This window comes from Noviherbaspirillum suwonense, from assembly GCF_900182955.1.
GTDB lineage: Bacteria > Pseudomonadota > Gammaproteobacteria > Burkholderiales > Burkholderiaceae_D > Noviherbaspirillum_A > Noviherbaspirillum_A suwonense.
Window position 1 is genome coordinate 247,176 of record NZ_FXUL01000004.1, and the last position, 19,686, is coordinate 266,861.

The window sequence follows — 19,686 nt, forward strand, 5'->3', positions numbered from 1 at the left end:
GCTGTCAGCGTGTGGAGATCAGTAGTCGTTGTTACCGCTGCTCATCTGGCTGAGCACGGCCAGCAAGTCCTTGGAACAGTTATTAGCAAGCACGTAATGGAGTTCGCGCGGGACGTGTTGCGCCGGTAACGAGCCGTCAGCAGGCTGCTGGGTTTGAATGCTATTTGCCAGCGTGCCGGCCTGGTCCATTGTGAATGCAAAACGGGTAAGCAGGTCGAGGGTGACGGCCGAATGGATGAGCCGTGCCGGGTGAGCCCGGTTGTTGGACAGTTCGGTTTCTATCGCTTGGCTGAGCGGGTCGTCGCATGAGTCCGACGGACTTTCGAATACGAGCGTTGTGATCGACGTGTTGGATTTCATGAACGCCAACACCATTGTGTTGGTCAGGAAATTCTGGTCGACGATAAGCGTTTGCAATTCCTTCGGCAAGTTGTTCGACAAGGAACTTAACCGATTCCTGCCCACGTCAAGGTGTCGCAGTTGTCGTGGCAAGTTATCCGGCAACGTGCGGAAATCGTTGCCTCTGCAGTAAAGGTTTTGCAGATCGGGCGGCAAGTTCCCTGGTAGGGATGCGAGATTGCTGTTGCCAACGGAGAGGTGTTTCAGTCCCTCCGGGAGCTGCGGCAGGGCGTCCAGCTGATTGTCGCTGATGTCAAGGTCTTGCAGCCCTTGAGGCAGTTCAGGAATCGCGGTCAGTCGATTGTGGGCGGCATAAAGATATTGCAAGGTGCTGGGCAAGTTATCTCGCAACGTTGTCAACCGGTTTTGAGCAGCGGAAAGGCATTTCAGGTCCTTTGGCAAATTTTCCGGAAGGGCGCATAACCTGTTGTCGTCAATAAGGAGAAATTCCAATTTTTGTGGCAAGTTTTCCGGAAGTGCGCTCAGCTTGTTGCCGCTGACGTCGAGTGTTTGAAGTTCTTGAGGTAAATAGTCTGGCAAACTGCCTAATCGATTGTCGCGGGCCACAAGACGCCGTAGGCCGGCCGGCAAGGGTGGAAGCGTCGTCAGGGCGAGCGACGAAATATCGATGGTCCCGCTACTTTCCTGATTATCCCGCGTTGCGCGAGCACATCTACTTTCGGCTGCCAGGCGTAAATTTACCTCGGCTGGCGTCGCAGATCTGGTCCACGCTGCCAGTTCGCTCATGTAGGACGCTAATGATCTTGCATCGATGGCCGGCATTGCCTTATGGCCTTCACTGGCAATGCTATAGACGCAAGGAGCAGAAAGGGGGCTTGAATCCTGCGGGTTGGCGGGTGGATCGGTAGCGGACATTTGAATGTTGTCCTGGCGCCGCTGCGAGCCGGTCTGGATGAAAGGGGAGGTGTCATTGGCAGCACGTTTCATTGATGTTCGATCTTGTAAAAGGAAAGGACTGGACTGAGTGGAGACACCCGTAACGCAGTTCATCCGGATTACAGAAGCCCGTGCAGATGCAGCCCTGACTGCGTGATTGCCGCTGGCCAAAATGGCCACCATGCCGGAATCAGTCCCTTTCGCTTCCTGTCCCGGAAAAAGACCCATAACTCCCTCTTGTTCCTCAGATGCAACTTTCCGCAAATCGCCAATAATCAATCCTGTAATGACCCCGATGCGCCACCCGGCGCCGGATTGCACCACAGGAGCGGCATTGGCTAATACCCACATTCAGGCAGGCATGACACCGGCAGCGCGATGGAATCGCGGCGCGATGGCGACCCGGCCGCATGCCGCAAGCACCGATCCAGCACCAATAAAAATCCCCGTCCCGGTTGGAGATCCAGCATGAATGTCAGAAAATTCTCTGCTCAGACATCGCGCGAGGCGCTGCGCATGGTGCGCGATGCATTGGGTGCCGATGCGGTGATCCTGTCCAACCGCTCGGTCAACGGCAACGTGGAAATTCTGGCGCTGGCCAGCGCCGACATGGCCTCGCTGGCCGAGCCGTCGGTGGATAAGGAAGTGCTGCCGCAGCCTCTGGTGGAAGCGCTGGCCGGCAAGCGTATTGCGCAGAGCCAGCCTAAGCCGCAGGTACAGCAACCGGCCCCGTCGCCCGCACAACATGCGACCGTGGCGAAAACGCTCGCCGGTTCTGCCCTCAGCGCATTCGAGCGACTGCGCCCGACGCCGGTGGCTGCACCGGCGCCTGTCGCCCCCGTCGTTGCCGCCCCAGCCGTCAGCGCCCCAGCAGTCAGCGCCCCAGCCGTGGCGATGCCGCAGCCGCCCGCCGCGACCACCATCGACACCCACCAGGCCGAGATGCGCCAGATGATGGACGAGATCCGCTCGATGCGCGGCATGCTCGAAGCGCAGCTCGCCGAGATTTCCTGGGGCGCGCAGCACCGCCGCGAGCCGATGAAGGCGACCGTGATGCGCGAGATGCTGGCCGCCGGCTTTTCCGCCAGCCTGGCGCGTTACCTGACCGAGAAGCTGCCGGAGCAGGGCGGCGACGCCATGGGCTGGATCAAGTCGGTGCTGGTGCGCAACCTGTCGGCCGCGGCCGATGAAAATGCGATCCTCGACAACGGCGGCGTGTTCGCGCTGGTCGGTCCGACCGGCGTCGGCAAGACCACCACCACCGCCAAGCTGGCCGCGCGCTGCGTGATGAAGCATGGCGCCGGCAAGCTGGCGCTGATCACCACCGACGGCTATCGTATCGGCGGCTTCGAGCAGCTGCGCATCTACGGCAAGATCCTCGGCGTGATGGTGCATTCGGTGAAGGACGAAGCCGACCTGCGCATCGCGCTGTCCGAACTGAAGAACAAGCACACCGTGCTGATCGATACCGCCGGCGCCAGCCAGCGCGACCAGATGGTGGCCGAGCAGGTGGCCATGCTGTCGGGCGCCGACACCCCGGTCAGGCGCATCCTCTGCATGTCCGCCACGTCCACCGGCGAGACGCTTAACGAAGTCGTGAAGGCTTACAAGGGCAATGGCCTGTCCGGCGCCATCATCACCAAGCTCGACGAAGCAGCCACCATCGGCAGCGTTCTCGACGTGATCATCCGCCAGAAGCTGCAGCTGCAGTACATCGCCAACGGCCAGCGGGTGCCGGAAGACCTGCACCTGGCCCGCCCCAACTTCCTGATCGACCGCGCGTTCAAGATGAAGCGCGAAGCCGCGCCGTTCCAGTACCAGGACGACGAGCTGCCGCTGGTCATCGGCAACACCGCCCGCGTGATGAACGACCAGTCGCTGCGCGAGGTGAACCTTGGCTAGCATCCGCATCGACCAGGCCGAGGGCCTGCGCCGCATGGTCGCCAAGCCGGCGCCGCGCGTGCTGACCTTTCTGTCCGCCACGCCCGACCATGAAAAGAGCGCGACGCTGCTGAACCTCGGCGCATCGCTGGCGCGCACCGGCAGCGGCGTGCTGCTGCTGGACGCCTGCGCCACCAGCCGCGGCGTCGGCGCCGCGCTCGACCGCATGCAGGGCGGCACGCTGCTGCAGGCCGCGCGCTCCGAGCGCCGCCTGTCCGACGTCGTGCTGGCGATGCCGCAGGGCTTCGGCATTGCCGTGATGGCCCGCGGCGCGCTGGACGAATTCGAGCGCGAGGACATGGCGGCGCTGTTCACCCGGCTGGCCGCCGACAATGACATCGTGCTGGTCGACGCCGAACTCGACGCCTCCAACGCGCTGCCGCTGGCGGCGATGGGCGAGGGCGAAATCGTCGTGCAGGTGGAGGACAGCGCCGAATCGATCACCGCCGCCTACGCATTGATCAAGCGGGTCTCCGAGCATTACGGCCGGCGTCCCGTCAGCATTCTCGTCACCGGCGCCGGCATCGTCCGCGCCGGCATGATCTACCGGAACATCGCGGCCGCCGCCAGCCGTTACCTGGCGCTCGAGCTGCACTCCATCGGGTCGGTCCCGCCGGACGAGCACCTGGCGCGCGCGACGCGCCTCGGCCGCACCGTGATCGACGCATTTCCATTGGCGGGCGCCTCCGTGGCGTTCCGCGACCTGGCCGGCCGCTTTTCCCGCTGCGCGATGCAGCCCGGCGGCTGGCGCAATGCGCTGCAGTCCAGCGCAACTCTCGGGGCTTGAAGCATGTACACCGTACAAGGAAAATCCGACCGCAACCATCTGCTTGCGCACCATGCGCCGCTGGTGAAGAAGCTGGCGCACCTGATGCGCGCGAAGCTGCCGCCCAGCGTCGAGGTCGACGACCTGATCCAGGCCGGCATGATCGGCCTGCTGGACGCCATCAGCCGCTATGAGGAAACCCATGGCGCGCAGTTCGAGACCTATGCGGTGCAGCGCATCCGCGGCGCCATGCTCGACGAGCTGCGCAGCAGCGACTGGATGCCGCGCAACATGCGCCAGAACATGCGCAAGATCGAGGTCGCGATGACCGAGGCGCAGCAGAAGCTGGGCCGGCCGCCGACCGAGAGCGAGGTCGCGGCGCGGATGAAGATGTCGCTGGCGGATTACCAGGAACTGCTGGCCGACGCCGGCGGCCACCAGCTGGTCTATTACGAGGATTTCCAGGACGGCGACGGCAACGAGCATTTCCTCGACCGCTACTGCACCGACGGCTCCGACGACCCGCTGCAGGCGCTGATGAACACGGGCTTTCGCAGCGCCGTCATCGAAGCAATCGAAGCGCTGCCCGAGCGCGAGAAGATCCTGATGGGCCTCTATTACGAGCAGGAACTGAACCTGAAGGAAATCGGCGCCATCATGGGCGTGTCCGAATCGCGGGTCTGCCAGCTGCACAGCCAGGCCGTTGCGCGCATGCGCGCCAGACTCCGGGAGCAGGCATGGACTGGGGTAGCGTAGCCGGCCTGCTGCTGGCGCTCGGCGGCATCGTCGCCGGGCAGATGATCGAGGGCGGCCACATCGGCTCGCTGCTGCAGCCGGCCGCGCTGCTCATCGTGGTGGTCGGCACGCTGGGCGCGGTGCTGATGCAGTCCGGCCTGCGCAACTTCACCCGCGCCATCGCGATGGCGCGCTACGCCTTCGTGCCGCCGGACGACGACCACGGACGGCTGTCGCGCGCCTTCGTCTTCTGGAGCAACATGGTGCGCCGCGAGGGCCTGCTGAGCCTGGAGCGGCATTGCGAACGCGAGAGCGACCCGTTCATCCGCAAGGGCCTGGGCCTGATCGTGGACGGCGTCGACGCCGCAAGGCTGCGGCTGGTGCTGGAGCAGGACATCAATATCTATGAGCGACGCGAACGCGCGGTGGCCAGGGTCTGGGAACTGGCTGGCGGCTATGCGCCGACGGTCGGCATCCTCGGCGCGGTTCTGGGGCTGATACAGGTGATGGAGAACCTCGGCGACCCGACCCGGCTCGGCGCCGGCATCGCGGTGGCCTTTGTCGCCACCGTCTACGGCGTCGGCCTCGCCAACCTGGTATTCCTGCCGATCGGCGGCAAGCTCAAGGCCATGGTGCAGAACGAAGTGGGGCGGCGCGAGATGCTGACCGAAGTGATGGCCGGGCTGGCCGCGGGCGAGAACCCGCGGCTGATCGAGGACCGCATGGCCGCCTGGGCCGCCTGATTCCTCATGGCGCGCAAACCTTATGTCGAGGAAGAGGACAACCGGGAACGCTGGCTGGTTTCCTATGCCGACTTCATCACGCTGCTGTTCGCGTTCTTTGTGGTGATGTACGCGGTGTCCTCCGTCAACGACGGCAAGGTCCGCAATATGTCGAATGCGCTGACCACCGCGTTCGGCCGCTTGCCTGCCGCCACGCCGCCGGTGCATGACAGGCTGGCGCCCGAACTGCCGCTGCTGCCGCGCCAGTCCATCTACCGCAGCCGCCTGAACGACAACGCGGTGCGGCGCGAAAAGGAACAGCTGACCACCATCGCCCGCGACCTGCTGACCGCGCTGGCGCCGCTGGTCAGCCAGGGCAAGGTGAAAGTCACCCAGGGCGCGCGCGGCATCACGGTGGAGATCAACGCCAGCGTGCTGTTCGCGCCCGGCGACGCGAAACTGTCGCCGCAATCGGTCGAGGCGCTGGCCGCGGTGGCGCAGGTGCTGAAGGACGACGGCCATGCGATCCAGGTGGAGGGCCACACCGACAACGTCCCGATCAGCACTGCCCTCTATCCGTCGAACTGGGAACTGTCTTCGGTGCGGGCGTCGAGCGTGGTGCGGCTGTTCATCGACAACGGTGTTGCCCCCTTGCGCCTGACGGCAATCGGCCACGGCGCGAACCGCCCGGTGGACGGCAATGACACCCCGGAAGCACGGTTGCGCAACCGGCGGGTGCAGTTGATGATCATGTCGAACCTGCCGGATGTGCAGAAGGATGTGCCGATCGAGGGGGCGCGGTAGAGGGAGTGGATACGTCCTGTCCTCGTCCAGGCGTCTGCATCAAGCGTCAGCATCCAGCTCGTTTTCGTCGCCAGACTCCTGCTGCTGGCGACGTTCACTCATCCGAGTGTTTGAACCCGTGCGATGGTTGGAGACGCCATCCGGTGCATTGCCTGCGCCAGACTTCGGCGTGTTGACTGGCAGGCTAGGCACAACAATCATGACCGAGACTTTTTTCCCCAACGCTTGCTGCTTTTTAATAAATTCGTTCGCCGCATCCGTCGCGCCATAGACGTTGGCATCTGTGCATACAGGCTCGGAATCATATGGTAATTCCAGAAGAACCGTTGACTTCACGAACCCGGCAACGCTTTTCAGCTGATTTTTGTAATAGTCTTTGAATGCCTCCTTGCTGCGAAGATTTCTAAAGGCATCCGTATATTCCAGCTCGACTGTGTTTCCCCGGCCTAGCAAATCCTTGGTCGCCGACCGCATGGTCTCTTTTCGAACAAGCCGCACGTCGGCGATCACGTGCAGGACAGAATTTTTCAACGATGGTTTGATCGCCGCACTGATCAATTTTTTTATCCAGACATTCAAATTCTTGTCATTCAATGGATTGAAAATTGCGCTGACGACGCCCATTGCGAATTCGGCTTTTTCCTTTACCTCCGGCCTTGCTTGTTCCAGGGCGTCGGGCTGAGCGATAGAAACGCCCCGCCGAACGAGGATTGCGCCATTGGATGGTTTATCAAGCACCTTGCGCAAACAGATCTTATTGCGATTTTTTGCTTCAGTTTTTGTATCGGACTGCCTTTTTGCCGAGGATAGAACGGGGCGGGTAACTAATTTTTCCGTCGTGCGTGTGTGGAGGAGATTCATTATTAATTCCTCCTTTACCGTATCCATTGATGCGTCCTTGCTGTTCAAGAATGCGCGTACATGGCTTTCTATCGCTATCTGGGTGTTTGCTCTTGCCTGCTGGAGTTCCAGATCGGAGGCAACGATTTTTTCGAAAAAATAGCTTGGCCAACTGCGAACGCCTAAATGAATTTGTCCATTTCGTACTTCTGCCCGTAGTGGCGCGCTGGACAAAGTGGCCATTTCGGTAAGCCTCGTCACCGATTCAGAGGCGTTTTTTGCCAGCGTCATAAGATTAATTGTTTGCATGATCTTCCTTTATGTGTCTGAACCTTGGCCGCAAGAGGGCGTTATGCACAGCCGACAACGAACCCGGCTTTTGTATCAGCGACGGACTTTTTCGTTCCTCGCGATGGCTGGATCGTCTTTCATGATTTGGAATGCGTATCCCGCATTGTGAAATCGCCTAGGTGCGCGGCACCATTTTCCGATTTCATTTTGAGGAATAATATTTCATATCGCGATATATGTAAGATAAGTTATTGAAATTAATAGAGAAAAATCAACTTATATGTCTTATATAAGACCTTGTTGCCCTGCAAAATAAAGCATAAGATTTATCCCATGGGCGGAACGTTGAACACGGCTTCCGCACCGACCCGGATTCATTAACATCACTACAGGAGTATTCATCATGGCAACACGTCAAGAGCAGATCCAGGCATTGGAAAAAGACTGGGCCGAGAACCCACGCTGGGAAGGCGTCAAGCGTCCTTACTCGGCGGAAGACGTGGTCCGGCTGCGCGGTTCGGTGCATATCGAGCATTCGCTGGCCCGCCGTGGCGCCGAAAAACTCTGGGACCTGCTCAAGACCGAGCCGTTCGTCAACACGCTGGGCGCGCTGACTGGCAACCAGGCAATGCAGCAGGTGAAAGCCGGCCTCAAGGCCATCTACCTGTCTGGCTGGCAAGTCGCCGGCGACGCCAACCTGGCCGGCGAGATGTATCCTGACCAGTCGCTGTACCCGGCCAACTCGGTGCCGATGGTCGTCAAGCGCATCAACAACACCTTCCAGCGCGCAGACCAGATCCAGTGGTCCGAAGGCAAGGATGACATCGACTTCTTCGCGCCTATCGTGGCTGATGCGGAAGCCGGCTTCGGCGGCGTGCTGAATGCCTTCGAGCTGATGAAGTCCATGATCGACGCAGGCGCCGCCGGCGTTCACTTCGAAGACCAGCTGGCTTCGGTCAAGAAATGCGGCCACATGGGCGGCAAGGTGCTGGTCCCGACCCGCGAAGCCTGCGAGAAGCTGGCCGCCGCGCGCCTGGCAGCCGACGTTTCCGGCGTGCCGACCCTGGTGATCGCCCGTACCGACGCTGAAGCAGCCGACCTGCTGACCTCCGACGTCGATCCGATCGACCAGCCGTTCTGCACCGGCGAGCGTACCGTCGAAGGTTTCTACAAGACCCGTCCCGGCTTCGACCAGGCTGTCGCTCGTGCGCTGGCCTATTGCGAATACGCCGACCTGGTCTGGTGCGAGACTGGCAAGCCTGACCTGGCCTTCGCCAAGGCATTTGCCGACGCCGTCCATGCCAAGTTCCCGAACAAGATGCTGGCCTACAACTGCTCGCCATCGTTCAACTGGAAGAAGAACCTGGACGACGCGACCATTGCCAAGTTCCAGAAAGAGCTGGGCGCGATGGGCTACAAGTTCCAGTTCATCACGCTGGCCGGCTTCCATTCGCTGAACTACTCGATGTTCAACCTGGCCTACGGCTATGCCCGCAACCAGATGAGCGCATTCGTCGAGCTGCAGGAAGGCGAATTCGCCGCCGCCGAGAAGGGTTTCACCGCGGTCAAGCACCAGCGCGAAGTCGGCACCGGCTACTTCGATGCCGTGACCCAGACCATCCAGCAGGGCCAGTCGTCGACGACCGCGCTGCATGGCTCGACCGAAGATGAACAATTCTTCGATGCGAGCAAGAAGGTTGCCTGATCAGTTGATGCATTAAGTTTTTAAGGTGACAATAAAGGCCGCGATTTGCGGCCTTTTTTATTGCTCAATTTCAATTCGACGCGTATTAAAGGTGTTACCATTAGGAATCATTGTGAACCAGCGTGCCGGCGCTGATCTCCAGCATCACAGGCGCTGACCGCGCCGGGCGCGGTCCAGGGGGATCAACCATGCAACTAGCGGCTGGCCCGATAGGCAGTACATATACGCTGGTCTGTACGCATGCAAAAACTGCAGTTTTTAAAAGGTAATTTCCTCTCTGTCCTGGTGTGGCCGGCCCTGTGCCTGCTGCTGGGCGCGCTGCTATGGGGCGCCACCGCCGTCAAGCTGTCGAACGACAGGCGCGAGGCGCAGGAGGGCGCGCTGAAGAACGTGGCCTCGCTGGCTGGCGCCTATGCGCAATACCTGACCCGCACCATCGAGCAGATGGACCAGATCGCGATGCAGGTGCAATACGACTGGAACCGGTCGGGCGGCAACGTCGACCTGAAGGATTTCCGCCGGCAAGGCCTGCTGATCGCGCCGCAGCTGATCACGGTGACGATACTGGGCGCAGACGGCTTCCCGATCACGTCGACCGTCAACCTCAAGGCCAGGCCCTCGGGCGCGAGCCGCGAATACTTCGTCTTCCACCGCGAGAACGACACGCTGGCGGCGCGGGTCGGCCTGCCGCTGGTCTGGCCCGGCACCGGCACTGCCATCCTGCCGTTCACGCGCCGGCTCAATGCGCCCGACGGCAGCTTCGCAGGCGTGGTCGCCGTATCGATAGGCTCGGCCTATTTTTCCGAATTCTATGATGATGTCAGCCTGGGCAACGAAGGCATGCTGGCGCTGGTCGACCTCCAGGGCGCCGTGCGCACTGCGCGCGTCGGCGCAGCCGTCCATACGCCGACCGCGCCTGTCCTGAGCAGCAACATGACGTTCGCCAGCACCGAGGGGTCGATGCGGATGGACGGCAAGCCTTCGTTTGCCGACGGCCAGGCGCGTTATGTCGGCTGGCGCAAGCTGCAGGGCTATCCGTTCATGGCGGCGGTCGGCATGTCCGAGGACGAGGTGCTGGCAGGCTATCGCGCCACCGAAGCGGCGTATCGCAACTATGCGTTCGGCGGCAGCATCGCGCTGCTGTTCTTCGGCATCGTCGCCAGCGTGATGGCGACGCGGCTGGCATGGCGCAAGCAGCAGGTCGAGGCGGTGCAGGCGGCATACCGGGTGGCGACAGAAGGCGCCAACGAAGGCTTCTACATGCTGCGTCCGCTGTATCGCGACGAGCAGCTCGTCGACTTCGAGGTGGTCGACTGCAATGAGCGCGGCGCTGCCTTCTACAGCCTGGAGCGCGACGCGATGCTGGGCATGCGCTTCTCGCAGTTCAGCACGCCGGCCGTCATGCCGGGGCTGCTGGCGAGTTGCGCGGCTGCGATGGCGAACGGTTCGCAGGAAGATGAATTCGAAGTGCCGGCCGGCAGCATGCTGCGCCTGGCGTGGGTCCATCGCCGGCTGGTGCGCTCCGGCGACAGCCTGGCTGTCACGCTGCGCGACATCAGCGAGATCAAGCTGCACGAACAGCAGCTGCTGCGCCTGGCCAGGCAGGACCTGCTCACCGGGCTGCCGAACCGGCAGTGGCTGGCCGACGCGCTGCCGCCCGCCCTTGAACGCGCGGCCACGCGCGGCGGCATGGTTGCGCTGCTGTTCATCGACCTCGACAAGTTCAAGCGGGTCAATGACAGCGCTGGCCACCAGGTCGGCGACGAGCTGCTGAAGGTCGTTGCCCGGCGCATGCAGTCGGTCCTGCGGCCGGGCGACCATGTGGTGCGGCTCGGCGGCGACGAATTCACCGTGCTGATGGATCCGCTGGCGTCGATCGAGGACGCGGGCCATGCGGCCGAACGCATCGCGGCGGTGGTGTCCGAGCCGTTCGCGCTGTCGGGCGCGCAGCACAGCATCAGCGCGTCGATCGGCATCAGCATCTTCCCGCGCGACGGCGCCGACGCCGACCAGCTGCTAAACAATGCGGACATCGCGATGTATGCGGCCAAGGACGAGGGCAGGGGCGGCCATTACCTGTTCCAGCCGCAGCTGTATCACCGGCTCAAGCAGCGGATCGCCACCGAGGAGGCGCTCGAGCGGGCCATCGGCGACGATGAGTTCGCGCTTCATTTCCAGCCGCGCATGCGCGCCGGCGACGGCACGATGACCGGGCTCGAGGCGCTGCTGCGGTGGCGTCACCCGGAGCGCGGCCTGCTGTCGCCGGGCGAATTCATTCCGCTCATCGAGAGCAACAGCCTGCTGCACACGCTGGGCGACATGGTTGTCAACAAGGCATGCGCGCAGCTGGCGGACTGGAAAGCGCAGGGGCTGGCGCTGGCGCCGGTGGCCGTCAATGTGTCGGCCAGCCAGTTCAACCACGGCAGCGTGGCCGACCAGGTGTCGGCGGCGCTCGCGCTGCACGCGGTCGACGCGCGCTGGCTGGAACTTGAAATCACCGATGTCGCCACGCTGGCCGACAACGAGAATGTCGGCGTCCAGCTGCGCCGCCTGGGGGACATGGGCGTGCGGCTGCACATCGACGACTTTGGCGTCGGCCCGTCGTCGCTGTCGCAGCTGCAGCGCCTGCCGGTGCAGGTGCTGAAGATCCATCCGCGCTTCACGTCGAACCTGGGCCGGGAGCCGGCCGGCGCGGTGTTCTTCAACGCGCTGATCAGCATGGCGCATGCGCTGGGCCTGGTGGTGGTGGCCGAGGGTGTCGAGTCGCACCAGCAGCTGGCCATGCTGCGCGACATGGGCTGCGACGAGGTGCAGGGCTATTTCGTCGCGCCGGTGCTGCCTGCCGCGCAGTTGCCGGCCCTGCTCGAAAATCGCGCGCTGCACGAGAGCCTGCCGGCCTGAGCCGGCGGCGCCGCTTGCTACAATCGGCGCATGACGATCACCCGTTCCCTGCAACTTCGCCTGCTGCTCGACAACGTGATCGCGCTTGGCCCCGGCAAGGCGGCGCTGCTGCGCGGCATACAGGACAGCGGCTCGATCTCCGCCGCGGCGCGTGCGATGTCGATGTCCTATCGACGCGCCTGGCTGCTGGTCGAGGACATGAATCGCTGCTTCCGCCAGCCGCTGGTCGAAACCAGCACCGGCGGCGCGCGCGGCGGCGGCGCCCGGCTGACCGACAACGGGCGCGCCGTGCTGGCCCGCTATGCCGCGATGGAGCAGGCCGCGCTGGAGGCGACGCGGGCCGACATGGACTACCTGGCAACGCTGCTTGCCGAGGATTCCGGCGGCTGACTTCGGGGCCGGCATCCCGGCTGGCTTCCCGCAAGGCATTCCGGCCGTTATTTATTTTCCTGCAAGTCCCGTTATCAATCCGCAAGACAATCCGCACGGTTTTCGTTATATTCGCTGGAATATCACGAAAGCCATTCCATGACCGTTTTTCAACGCTGCGCCTTCCTGCTGAGCTCGCTGATCGTGCCGCTGGCCCTTGCCGGACCGGCGCTCGCCGCGCCGCTGCGGATTGCCGCCGCCGCCGACCTGGCAAGCTGCATGCCGGCCCTCACTGCCGGTTTCGTCGGCGAGACCAGCGTCACCACCGGCGCGTCGGGCAGCTTCTATGCGCAGATCCGCAACGGCGCGCCGTTCGACATCCTGATGTCGGCCGACACCAGCTATCCGCAGGCCCTGGCCGATGCCGGCCTGGCGGACGGCGCGTCGATGTTCGTCTACGCGCTAGGGCAACTGGTGCTGTGGTCCGCCGATCCCGCGCTGAAGACCGCCGGCGGCCTGCAGTTGCTCGCCGACCCGTCGGTGCGCCGGATCGCCATCGCCAACCCCGAGGTGGCGCCGTATGGCCGCGCCGCGAAGGCCGCATTGCAGCAGGCCGGACTCTGGGACCGGGTGCAGGGCAAGCTGGTCTACGGCGAGAATGTCGCGCAGACCATGCAGTTCGTCGAAAGCGGCAATGCGCAGGTCGGGCTGGTCAGCAAGGCGCATCTGAAGGACAGGCCGAACGGCTGGATGCTGCCCGCCGGCAGCCATCCCGCGCTGGAGCAGGGGGCCATCGTCACCGCGCGCGGCAGGGAGCATCCGGCGGCCGCGCGCTACCTGCAGTTCCTGCGCTCGGATCGCGGCCGCGCGCTGCTGGCCGGCTGCGGTTTCCTGCTGCCGCCAGCGCGCCCCTGATGCTGACGCCGCCGTGGGCGTTGCCGGCAGAGCTGTGGCGCTCGCTGGCATTGACGCTGCAGCTGGCGCTGGTCTCCACCTGCGTGCTGATGCTGGTGGCGCTGCCGCTCGGCGCCTGGCTGGCCGGCGCGCGCAGCCGGCTTGCGCTGGCGCTGGAAATCCTGATTGCGATGCCGCTGGTGCTGCCGCCGACCGTGATCGGCTTCTACCTGCTGGTGCTGCTGTCGCCGCGCCATGCGTTCGGCGCATGGTGGCAGGAGGTCTTCGGCCAGCCGCTGCCGTTCTCGTTCGCCGGGCTGGTCATCGGCTCCTGCGTCTACAGCCTGCCATTCGCGGTGCAGCCGGTGGTCGCCGCCTTCCGCATGCAGCGCGCCGAGGTGCTGCAGGCCGCGTGGTCACTGGGAATGACGCGGCGCCAGACCTTCCTGCATATCGCGCTGCCGCTGGCGCGCTCCGGCGTCGTCGCCGGAACGCTGCTGGCTTTTGCCCACACCATCGGCGAGTTCGGCGTCGTGCTGATGCTGGGCGGGAATATCCCCGGCGTGACAAGGGTGGCGTCGATCGCGCTGTACGACCAGGCGCAGCTGCTGAACTACCCGGACGCGCATGGCTACGCGCTGCTGCTGCTGGTGCTGTCCTTCGTGCTGCTGCTGACGACGACGCTGGTGCAGAAGCGGCAGGAGCGGCGGCGCCTCGCGCCGCCGGGGAGGATGAAATAGGGGATAACGCGGCCGCTTGTTAAAATGGCCGCCACTTCTATTCAATCATCCGATCGCAGGCCACCTTATGCTCAGTTACCGCCACGCATTTCATGCGGGCAATCACGCCGACGTGCTCAAGCATGCCATCACCATCCAACTGCTGCAATACCTGGGGCAGAAAGACGCGCCCTACATGTACATCGACACCCATGCCGGCGCCGGCGTCTATGCGCTCGACAGCGGCGAGGCGACCAAGAACGCCGAGTTCGACACCGGCATCACCAAGCTGTGGGGCCGCAAGGACCTGCCGCCGGCGCTGGCCGATTACATGGCGCTGGTGAAGGGGATGAACCCGAGCGGCAAGCTGCGGCTGTATCCGGGCTCGCCCTACTGCGCCGAGAAGACCATGCGCGAACAGGACCGGCTGCGGCTGTTCGAACTGCATCCGCGCGACGTGAAGATGCTGGTCGAAAATTTCCGCAAGCTCGAGGCGCATGAAGCCGCGCAGGGCAGGACCGCGCCGGTGCGCGGCAAGCGTGTCATCGTGTCGCATGCCGATGGCTTCACCGGCCTGAAAGCGCTGCTGCCGCCGCCGTCGCGCCGCGGGCTGGTGCTGATCGATCCGCCGTATGAAGTCAAGGACGACTACAAGCGCGTCAAGCAGACGCTGGAAGATGCGCTGGGCCGCTTCGCCACCGGCATCTACGCGGTCTGGTACCCGGTGCTGCAGCGGATGGAAGCGCGGCAGATGCCGGAAAAGCTCAAGCGCCTGCCGGCCAACGGCTGGCTCAATGTCACGCTGTCGATCAGCGCGCCGGTGCCGGACGGCTTCGGGCTGTATGCCAGCGGCATGTTCATCCTGAACCCGCCCTGGACGCTGGAACCGATGCTGCGCGAACTGATGCCGTGGCTGGTCAAGGCGCTGGGCCGCGACGCCGGCGCCACTTTCACGCTGGAGTCGGGCCAGACGCTGCCGGTCAACACCGGCACCCGGCGCACTGCCTAGCCAGGGGACAATGCGATGAACAAGGCTTTCGTCAAGGAGTCATCGGACGACGATGACGATGAACTGGCCGGCGCGCTGCCGCAGATCCCGGCTGGCGCAAAGAATTACATCACGCCGGCCGGCTACCAGCGCATACGCGCCGAGCTGCTGCAGCTGATCGACGTCGATCGGCCCGAGGTGGTCAAGGTCGTGCACTGGGCGGCGTCGAACGGCGACCGCTCGGAAAACGGCGACTACATCTACGGCAAGCGCCGGCTGCGCGAGATCGACCGCCGCATCCGCTTCCTGACCAAGCGGATGGACCTCGCGGAAGTGGTCGACCCGACCGTGCATCACGGCAGCGACCAGGTCTTTTTCGGGGCGACGGTGCGCTATGCCAATACCGCAGGGGAAGAGCACACGGTGACCATCGTCGGCATCGACGAACTGGACCCGCTGCACGGCAAGATCAGCTGGATCGCGCCGGTGGCCAGGGCGCTGACCAAGACGCACGTGGGAGACCTGGTGACGCTGCAGACGCCCGCCGGGCTGGAGGAACTCGAAGTGCTGGATGTGACGTATCCGGCGAAGGATTGACGCCGGAAGAATTGCGGCAAGCAGGGCAGGCTGCCCCGGCATTGCCAGCTGCTATGGCAGCGGCTGCCGTTCGCGGGAAGCGGCTGCATGTGCAGGCTGCAACGCCCGCCGCATGCGCGGCTGGCCCTGCTGCAGCCCTATGACCGTTCCCGCAATATCCTCGCCACGCTCGGGATCGCGCGCACGTTGCGCATCAGCCGGGCCAGGTGGATGCGGTCTTCCACCTGCACCGTGAAGCGCAGCTGCTGCATCACCTGGTCCTTGTCGTCGTCCATCGCGACATAGACGATGTTGGCGTCGGACTCGCCGAGTTCGGCGGCGACCCGCGCCAGCGCGCCTTTCTCGTTGTGGACCAGCACCTTGATGCGGCAGTCGAAGCGGCGCTTGGTCTCGGGCGCCCAGACCACCTCGATCCAGCGGTCCGGCTCCTTCATCCGCTGGCGCTTGGCCAGTTCGCAGTCGGCCGCATGCACGGTCAGGCCCTGGTCGCGCCGGAAATGGCCGAACATGCTGTCGCCCGGGATGGGCAGGCAGCACTGGGCCAGCTGCACCGCGGCGCCCTCGGTGCCATTCAGCACCACCGGGTCGATCTTGTTCGGGATCAGCTCGCCATGCTCGTCCACCGCGGGCGCGGAACCGGCGGCGTTCTCGGCCAGCCCGAAGATATGGCGCGCCACCAGCGAGGCCATGCGCTTGCCCACGCCGATGTCCGCATGCAGCTCCTCGAGCGACCTGGCGCTGGACTCGTTGAGCAGCCGCTCGGCCAGCGGCGCCGGCAGTTCGGGGCTCAGGTTCAGCGCTTCGAGCGCATGGGACAACAGTTCGCGGCCCAGTTCGATCGACTCGGCGCGGTTGATCGTGCGCAGGTAATGCCGTATCGCCGAGCGCGCCTTGCCGGTGCGCACGAAGCCCAGCCAGGTCGGGCTAGGCCTGGCAGTGGACGAGGACACGATCTCCACGATGTCGCCGTTGCGCAGTTCGGTGCGCAGCGGCACATGCTCGTGGTTGATGATGCCTTCGGTCGCGTGGTCGCCGATATCGGTATGGATGGTGTAGGCGAAGTCCAGCGCGGTGGCGCCGCGCGGCAGCGAGATGATGCGCGACTTCGGCGTGAACACGTAGACCGAATCCGGGAAGAGGTCGACCTTCACGTGCTCGAGGAATTCGGCCGAGTCGCCGGTCTGCTTCTGGATGTCGAGCAGCGACTGCAGCCACGCATGCGTGCGCTGCTGCAGGTCGGTCAGCGCGCCTTCGTCGGTCTTGTACAGCCAGTGCGCGGCGACGCCCGACTCGGCGACGCGGTGCATCTCGTCGGTGCGGATCTGGAATTCGACCGGCGTGCCATACGGGCCGATCAGCGTGGTATGCAGCGACTGGTAGCCGTTCAGCTTGGGAATCGCGATGTAGTCCTTGAACTTGCCCGGCATCGGCTTGTACAGCGCATGCAGCGTGCCCAGCGCGACATAGCAGTTGGCGAAGCTGTCGACCACGATGCGGAAGCCGTACACGTCCAGCACCTGCGAGAACGACAGGTGCTTGTTGCGCATCTTGCGGTAGATGCCGAACAGCGTCTTCTCGCGGCCATAGACTTCGGCCTGTATACCGCTTTCGGCCAGCGTGGTGCGCACCGCGTCGAGGATCTTGCTGACCACTTCGCGCCGGTTGCCGCGAGCCGCCTTGACCGCCTTGCCCAGCGTCTTGTAACGGACCGGGTAGAGGTGCGAGAACGACAGGTCCTGCAGTTCGCGGTACAGGTTGTTCAGGCCGAGCCGGTGGGCGATGGGAACATAGACATCCATCGTCTCGCGCGCGATGCGGCTGCGCTTGGACGGGTCCATGTGGCCCAGCGTGCGCATGTTGTGCAGCCGGTCGGCCAGCTTGATCAGGATGACGCGGACGTCGCGCGCCATGGCCAGGAGCATCTTGCGGAAGTTCTCCGCCTGCATCTCGACCTGGCTCTGGAATTCGATCTTGTCGAGCTTGGACAGGCCGTCGACCAGCGACGCGACCGGTGCGCCGAAGCGCTCGATCAGCTCGTCCTTGGCGACGTCCTGGTCTTCCATCACGTCATGCAGCAGCGCGGCCATGATGGCCTGGGCGTCGAGCTTCCACTCGGCGCAGATTTCGGCGACCGCGATCGGATGGGAAATGTAGGGTTCGCCCGACTTGCGCATCTGCCCCAGATGTTTTTCATCGGAGAAGCGATACGCTTCCCTGACCTTCTTCAACTCGGAAGGCGTCAGGTATTCGGTGAGCTGGGCACTGAGTCGGGAGACGGAGGCGACCCCTGGCGCCGGGGCAGGCGCAGCGCCCGGATCTTGCCGGTTCGGTCGCTGCGCAGGCTGGCGGGGGGCATCACCTCGCTTGGCGGGCGTGGCTGATACTGTCGAATCTGGTGAGGTCAGGTTCATAAATGCTAATCAGCGACGGGGCGCGCATGGGAATGACGATTAGCTCGGGACTTTTTTCAGCATTTCAATGCCTACCTTGCCTGCGGCGATTTCACGCAGCGCCAGCACGGTCGGCTTGTCCTTGGCATCGACCATCGCGGTATGGCCCTGCACCAGCTGGCGTGCGCGATAAGTTGCCGACAGGGTCAGCTGAAAGCGATTGGGGATCTTCGAAAGGCAGTCTTCGATGGTAATGCGGGCCATGTGTACTCCGGGATAACGTGGTTAATTTAAATTAGCATGGATGCCCAGTTGGGCAAACAGGGAACTGTTGCGGGCTGCCTGCTGCGGGAACCTGCAGCGGGTGGCGATAACGATGGAAGTCAGTTGGGATAAGGCGACGGAGAATTCTTGATTGATAATAACATACTCGAAGTCTGGGGCATGGGCGATCTCCCCGCCGGCGGCGAGCAGGCGGCGGGTGATCACCTGGTGGTCGTCCTGGCCGCGCTTGGTCAGCCTTTCCTCGAGCGCCGCGATCGACGGCGGCAGGATGAACATGCCGACCGCATGCGGGAACTGCTTGCGCACCTGCTGCGCACCCTGCCAGTCGATCTCGAGCAGCACGTCGGTGCCGGCGCGCATCTGCTCGTTGATCCAGATCCGCGACGTGCCGTAGTAATTCCCATGCACTTCGGCCGACTCCAGGAACTCGCCGGCTTCGCGCCGCGCGAGGAAGTCGTCGACCGTGACGAAATGGTATTCGCGGCCGTTCTGCTCGCCGGGCCGCGGTCCGCGGGTGGTGTACGAGACCGACAGCCTGATGGCGCCGTCCTGCGCCAGCAGCGCATTGACGAGAGTGGACTTGCCGGCGCCCGACGGCGCGACGACCATGAACAGACTGCCGGAGGGAGGCGAGGGGAGAAGCATGGAGAACCTTGTCTTGGTAACCGGAAAAAGCAGCGGTATTGTAGCAGCCGCGTCGCGCCGCCTCGCGCTCAACAACGGTATCATGCGGCCTTGCAGTGAGCCGGCGCAAGGGCGCCGGATGACGGCGGGAAAACGCGGGAGCAAAACGTGCGCAATGAAAAGATCCGGGTGCTGATAGTCGACGACCATATCATTGCGCGCAATGGCGTGCGCCTGATGCTGAGCACCGCCGACGACATCGACGTCGTCGGCGAAGCCGAGACCGCGGAAGCCGCGATGCAGCTGGTGCAGAGCGAACGGCTGGATGTGGCCCTGCTCGACATCGCGCTGCCGGACAAGAGCGGCCTCGAATTGCTGAAGGCCATACGCGCGGCGCGGCCGGGGCTGGCGGTGCTGATGCTGAGCATGTACGCGGAGCAGGTCTACGCGGTGCGGGCGCTGAAGCTGGGCGCGGCCGGCTACCTGACCAAGAACACGCCGGCCGGCACCATTGCCGACGCGGTGCGCAAGGCCGCCGCCGGCGGCCACCACGTGAGTTCGACGCTGACCGAGAAGCTTGCCAGCATGATCAGCCGCGGCAGCGAGGCAGCGCATGAAACCCTGTCGCACCGCGAGCTGGAAGTGCTGAAGCTGCTGGCGGCCGGCGAGAGCCTGGTGCGCATCGCCGAGATGCTGCACCTGAGCCCGAGCACCGTCACCACCTACCGTTCGCGCATCCTGACCAAGACCGGCACCCGCAGCAATGTCGAACTGACCCGCTATGCGCTGGAGACCGGCATCCTGGTGTGATGCCCGCGG

The 19,686-nt window shown here is 63.9% G+C and carries 18 protein-coding genes; 13 read left to right on the top strand and 5 right to left on the bottom strand.

What is annotated here, in order from left to right; genetic code table 11:
- Nucleotides 1–18 precede the first annotated feature (18 nt).
- Nucleotides 19–1,647: a leucine-rich repeat domain-containing protein gene (locus tag QOL82_RS08435; protein ID WP_283441804.1), complete on the bottom strand. Its 1,629-nt coding sequence runs from the start codon at nt 1,645–1,647 to the stop codon at nt 19–21.
- 117 nt (nt 1,648–1,764) lie between these two features.
- On the opposite strand from QOL82_RS08435, the gene flhF reads away from it, so the two are divergent.
- From flhF to motD, 5 genes are read left to right on the top strand one after another with little or no spacing between them, the layout of a single operon-like run.
- The gene (gene flhF / locus QOL82_RS08440) at nt 1,765–3,198 is read left to right on the top strand and encodes a flagellar biosynthesis GTPase FlhF (RefSeq protein WP_283441805.1); all 1,434 of its coding nucleotides are present in this window, start codon (nt 1,765–1,767) and stop codon (nt 3,196–3,198) included.
- Complete coding sequence (locus QOL82_RS08445; RefSeq protein WP_283441806.1) at nt 3,191–4,024, top strand: MinD/ParA family ATP-binding protein; 834 nt, start codon at nt 3,191–3,193, stop codon at nt 4,022–4,024. Before flhF ends, QOL82_RS08445 begins: the two co-directional genes overlap by 8 nt.
- A gap of 3 nt (nt 4,025–4,027) precedes the next feature.
- Nucleotides 4,028–4,759, top strand: a complete 732-nt coding sequence (locus tag QOL82_RS08450; RefSeq protein ID WP_283441807.1) for an RNA polymerase sigma factor FliA — start codon at nt 4,028–4,030, stop codon at nt 4,757–4,759.
- A complete protein-coding gene (locus QOL82_RS08455) occupies nt 4,741–5,481 on the top strand; it encodes a flagellar motor protein (RefSeq protein ID WP_283441808.1) in 741 nt (246 codons plus the stop codon). Before QOL82_RS08450 ends, QOL82_RS08455 begins: the two co-directional genes overlap by 19 nt.
- Nucleotides 5,482–5,487: 6 nt before the next feature.
- Nucleotides 5,488–6,264, top strand: a complete 777-nt coding sequence (motD, locus tag QOL82_RS08460) for a flagellar motor protein MotD (protein WP_283441809.1) — start codon at nt 5,488–5,490, stop codon at nt 6,262–6,264.
- A 39-nt stretch (nt 6,265–6,303) separates the two neighbouring features.
- Here the strand turns inward: motD and QOL82_RS08465 are convergent, their stop codons facing one another.
- Nucleotides 6,304–7,413, bottom strand: coding sequence for a hypothetical protein (locus tag QOL82_RS08465; protein WP_283441810.1), 1,110 nt, complete (start codon nt 7,411–7,413; stop codon nt 6,304–6,306).
- Between the two features lie 385 nt (nt 7,414–7,798).
- On the opposite strand from QOL82_RS08465, the gene aceA reads away from it, so the two are divergent.
- The 7 genes from aceA to greB all read left to right on the top strand — a co-directional run bounded on the left by aceA (nt 7,799) and on the right by greB (nt 15,568).
- The gene (gene aceA, locus QOL82_RS08470) at nt 7,799–9,100 is read left to right on the top strand and encodes an isocitrate lyase (protein ID WP_283441811.1); all 1,302 of its coding nucleotides are present in this window, start codon (nt 7,799–7,801) and stop codon (nt 9,098–9,100) included.
- Nucleotides 9,101–9,340: 240 nt separating this feature from the next.
- Nucleotides 9,341–12,001 carry a bifunctional diguanylate cyclase/phosphodiesterase gene (locus tag QOL82_RS08475; protein ID WP_283441812.1) on the top strand — a complete coding sequence of 887 codons (2,661 nt, stop codon included), beginning with the start codon at nt 9,341–9,343 and terminating at the stop codon, nt 11,999–12,001.
- 30 nt (nt 12,002–12,031) lie between these two features.
- Nucleotides 12,032–12,391 (top strand): winged helix-turn-helix domain-containing protein, encoded by a 360-nt coding sequence (locus QOL82_RS08480; protein WP_283441813.1) that lies wholly within the window; start codon nt 12,032–12,034, stop codon nt 12,389–12,391.
- A 138-nt stretch (nt 12,392–12,529) separates the two neighbouring features.
- The gene (gene modA / locus QOL82_RS08485) at nt 12,530–13,285 is read left to right on the top strand and encodes a molybdate ABC transporter substrate-binding protein (protein ID WP_283441814.1); all 756 of its coding nucleotides are present in this window, start codon (nt 12,530–12,532) and stop codon (nt 13,283–13,285) included.
- Nucleotides 13,285–14,004 (top strand): molybdate ABC transporter permease subunit, encoded by a 720-nt coding sequence (gene modB, locus QOL82_RS08490; protein WP_283441815.1) that lies wholly within the window; start codon nt 13,285–13,287, stop codon nt 14,002–14,004. The genes modA and modB overlap by 1 nt, the downstream gene beginning before the upstream one ends.
- A gap of 67 nt (nt 14,005–14,071) precedes the next feature.
- Nucleotides 14,072–14,992, top strand: a complete 921-nt coding sequence (locus QOL82_RS08495; RefSeq protein ID WP_283441816.1) for a 23S rRNA (adenine(2030)-N(6))-methyltransferase RlmJ — start codon at nt 14,072–14,074, stop codon at nt 14,990–14,992.
- A 15-nt stretch (nt 14,993–15,007) separates the two neighbouring features.
- Nucleotides 15,008–15,568 (top strand): transcription elongation factor GreB, encoded by a 561-nt coding sequence (greB, locus tag QOL82_RS08500; RefSeq protein WP_283441817.1) that lies wholly within the window; start codon nt 15,008–15,010, stop codon nt 15,566–15,568.
- A 137-nt stretch (nt 15,569–15,705) separates the two neighbouring features.
- On the opposite strand, the gene QOL82_RS08505 is transcribed toward greB, so the two are convergent.
- The 3 genes from QOL82_RS08505 to gmk are packed head-to-tail and all read right to left on the bottom strand — an operon-like array spanning nt 15,706 to nt 18,888.
- Nucleotides 15,706–17,979, bottom strand: a complete 2,274-nt coding sequence (locus QOL82_RS08505) for a RelA/SpoT family protein (RefSeq protein WP_283441818.1) — start codon at nt 17,977–17,979, stop codon at nt 15,706–15,708.
- Nucleotides 17,980–18,018: 39 nt separating this feature from the next.
- Nucleotides 18,019–18,222 (bottom strand): DNA-directed RNA polymerase subunit omega, encoded by a 204-nt coding sequence (gene rpoZ, locus QOL82_RS08510; RefSeq protein WP_283441819.1) that lies wholly within the window; start codon nt 18,220–18,222, stop codon nt 18,019–18,021.
- Between the two features lie 21 nt (nt 18,223–18,243).
- Nucleotides 18,244–18,888 carry a guanylate kinase gene (gmk, locus tag QOL82_RS08515; RefSeq protein WP_283441820.1) on the bottom strand — a complete coding sequence of 215 codons (645 nt, stop codon included), beginning with the start codon at nt 18,886–18,888 and terminating at the stop codon, nt 18,244–18,246.
- Between the two features lie 147 nt (nt 18,889–19,035).
- Here gmk and QOL82_RS08520 point away from each other — a divergent pair, with 147 nt between their 5' ends.
- The gene (locus QOL82_RS08520) at nt 19,036–19,677 is read left to right on the top strand and encodes a response regulator (RefSeq protein ID WP_283441821.1); all 642 of its coding nucleotides are present in this window, start codon (nt 19,036–19,038) and stop codon (nt 19,675–19,677) included.
- The last annotated feature ends 9 nt before the right edge of the window (nt 19,678–19,686 follow it).

Excerpts from the sequence above, each read along its gene's own strand:
- QOL82_RS08435 (WP_283441804.1), bottom strand. The coding sequence starts at position 1,647 with ATGTGGGTATTAGCCAATGCCGCTCCTGTGGTGCAATCCGGCGCCGGG.
- modA (WP_283441814.1), top strand. The coding sequence starts at position 12,530 with ATGACCGTTTTTCAACGCTGCGCCTTCCTGCTGAGCTCGCTGATCGTG.
- flhF (WP_283441805.1), top strand. The coding sequence starts at position 1,765 with ATGAATGTCAGAAAATTCTCTGCTCAGACATCGCGCGAGGCGCTGCGC.
- QOL82_RS08495 (WP_283441816.1), top strand. The coding sequence starts at position 14,072 with ATGCTCAGTTACCGCCACGCATTTCATGCGGGCAATCACGCCGACGTG.
- rpoZ (WP_283441819.1), bottom strand. The coding sequence starts at position 18,222 with ATGGCCCGCATTACCATCGAAGACTGCCTTTCGAAGATCCCCAATCGC.
- QOL82_RS08450 (WP_283441807.1), top strand. The coding sequence starts at position 4,028 with ATGTACACCGTACAAGGAAAATCCGACCGCAACCATCTGCTTGCGCAC.
- gmk (WP_283441820.1), bottom strand. The coding sequence starts at position 18,888 with ATGCTTCTCCCCTCGCCTCCCTCCGGCAGTCTGTTCATGGTCGTCGCG.
- QOL82_RS08465 (WP_283441810.1), bottom strand. The coding sequence starts at position 7,413 with ATGCAAACAATTAATCTTATGACGCTGGCAAAAAACGCCTCTGAATCG.
- QOL82_RS08475 (WP_283441812.1), top strand. The coding sequence starts at position 9,341 with ATGCAAAAACTGCAGTTTTTAAAAGGTAATTTCCTCTCTGTCCTGGTG.
- QOL82_RS08455 (WP_283441808.1), top strand. The coding sequence starts at position 4,741 with ATGGACTGGGGTAGCGTAGCCGGCCTGCTGCTGGCGCTCGGCGGCATC.
- aceA (WP_283441811.1), top strand. The coding sequence starts at position 7,799 with ATGGCAACACGTCAAGAGCAGATCCAGGCATTGGAAAAAGACTGGGCC.
- modB (WP_283441815.1), top strand. The coding sequence starts at position 13,285 with ATGCTGACGCCGCCGTGGGCGTTGCCGGCAGAGCTGTGGCGCTCGCTG.
- QOL82_RS08505 (WP_283441818.1), bottom strand. The coding sequence starts at position 17,979 with ATGAACCTGACCTCACCAGATTCGACAGTATCAGCCACGCCCGCCAAG.
- motD (WP_283441809.1), top strand. The coding sequence starts at position 5,488 with ATGGCGCGCAAACCTTATGTCGAGGAAGAGGACAACCGGGAACGCTGG.
- QOL82_RS08480 (WP_283441813.1), top strand. The coding sequence starts at position 12,032 with ATGACGATCACCCGTTCCCTGCAACTTCGCCTGCTGCTCGACAACGTG.
- greB (WP_283441817.1), top strand. The coding sequence starts at position 15,008 with ATGAACAAGGCTTTCGTCAAGGAGTCATCGGACGACGATGACGATGAA.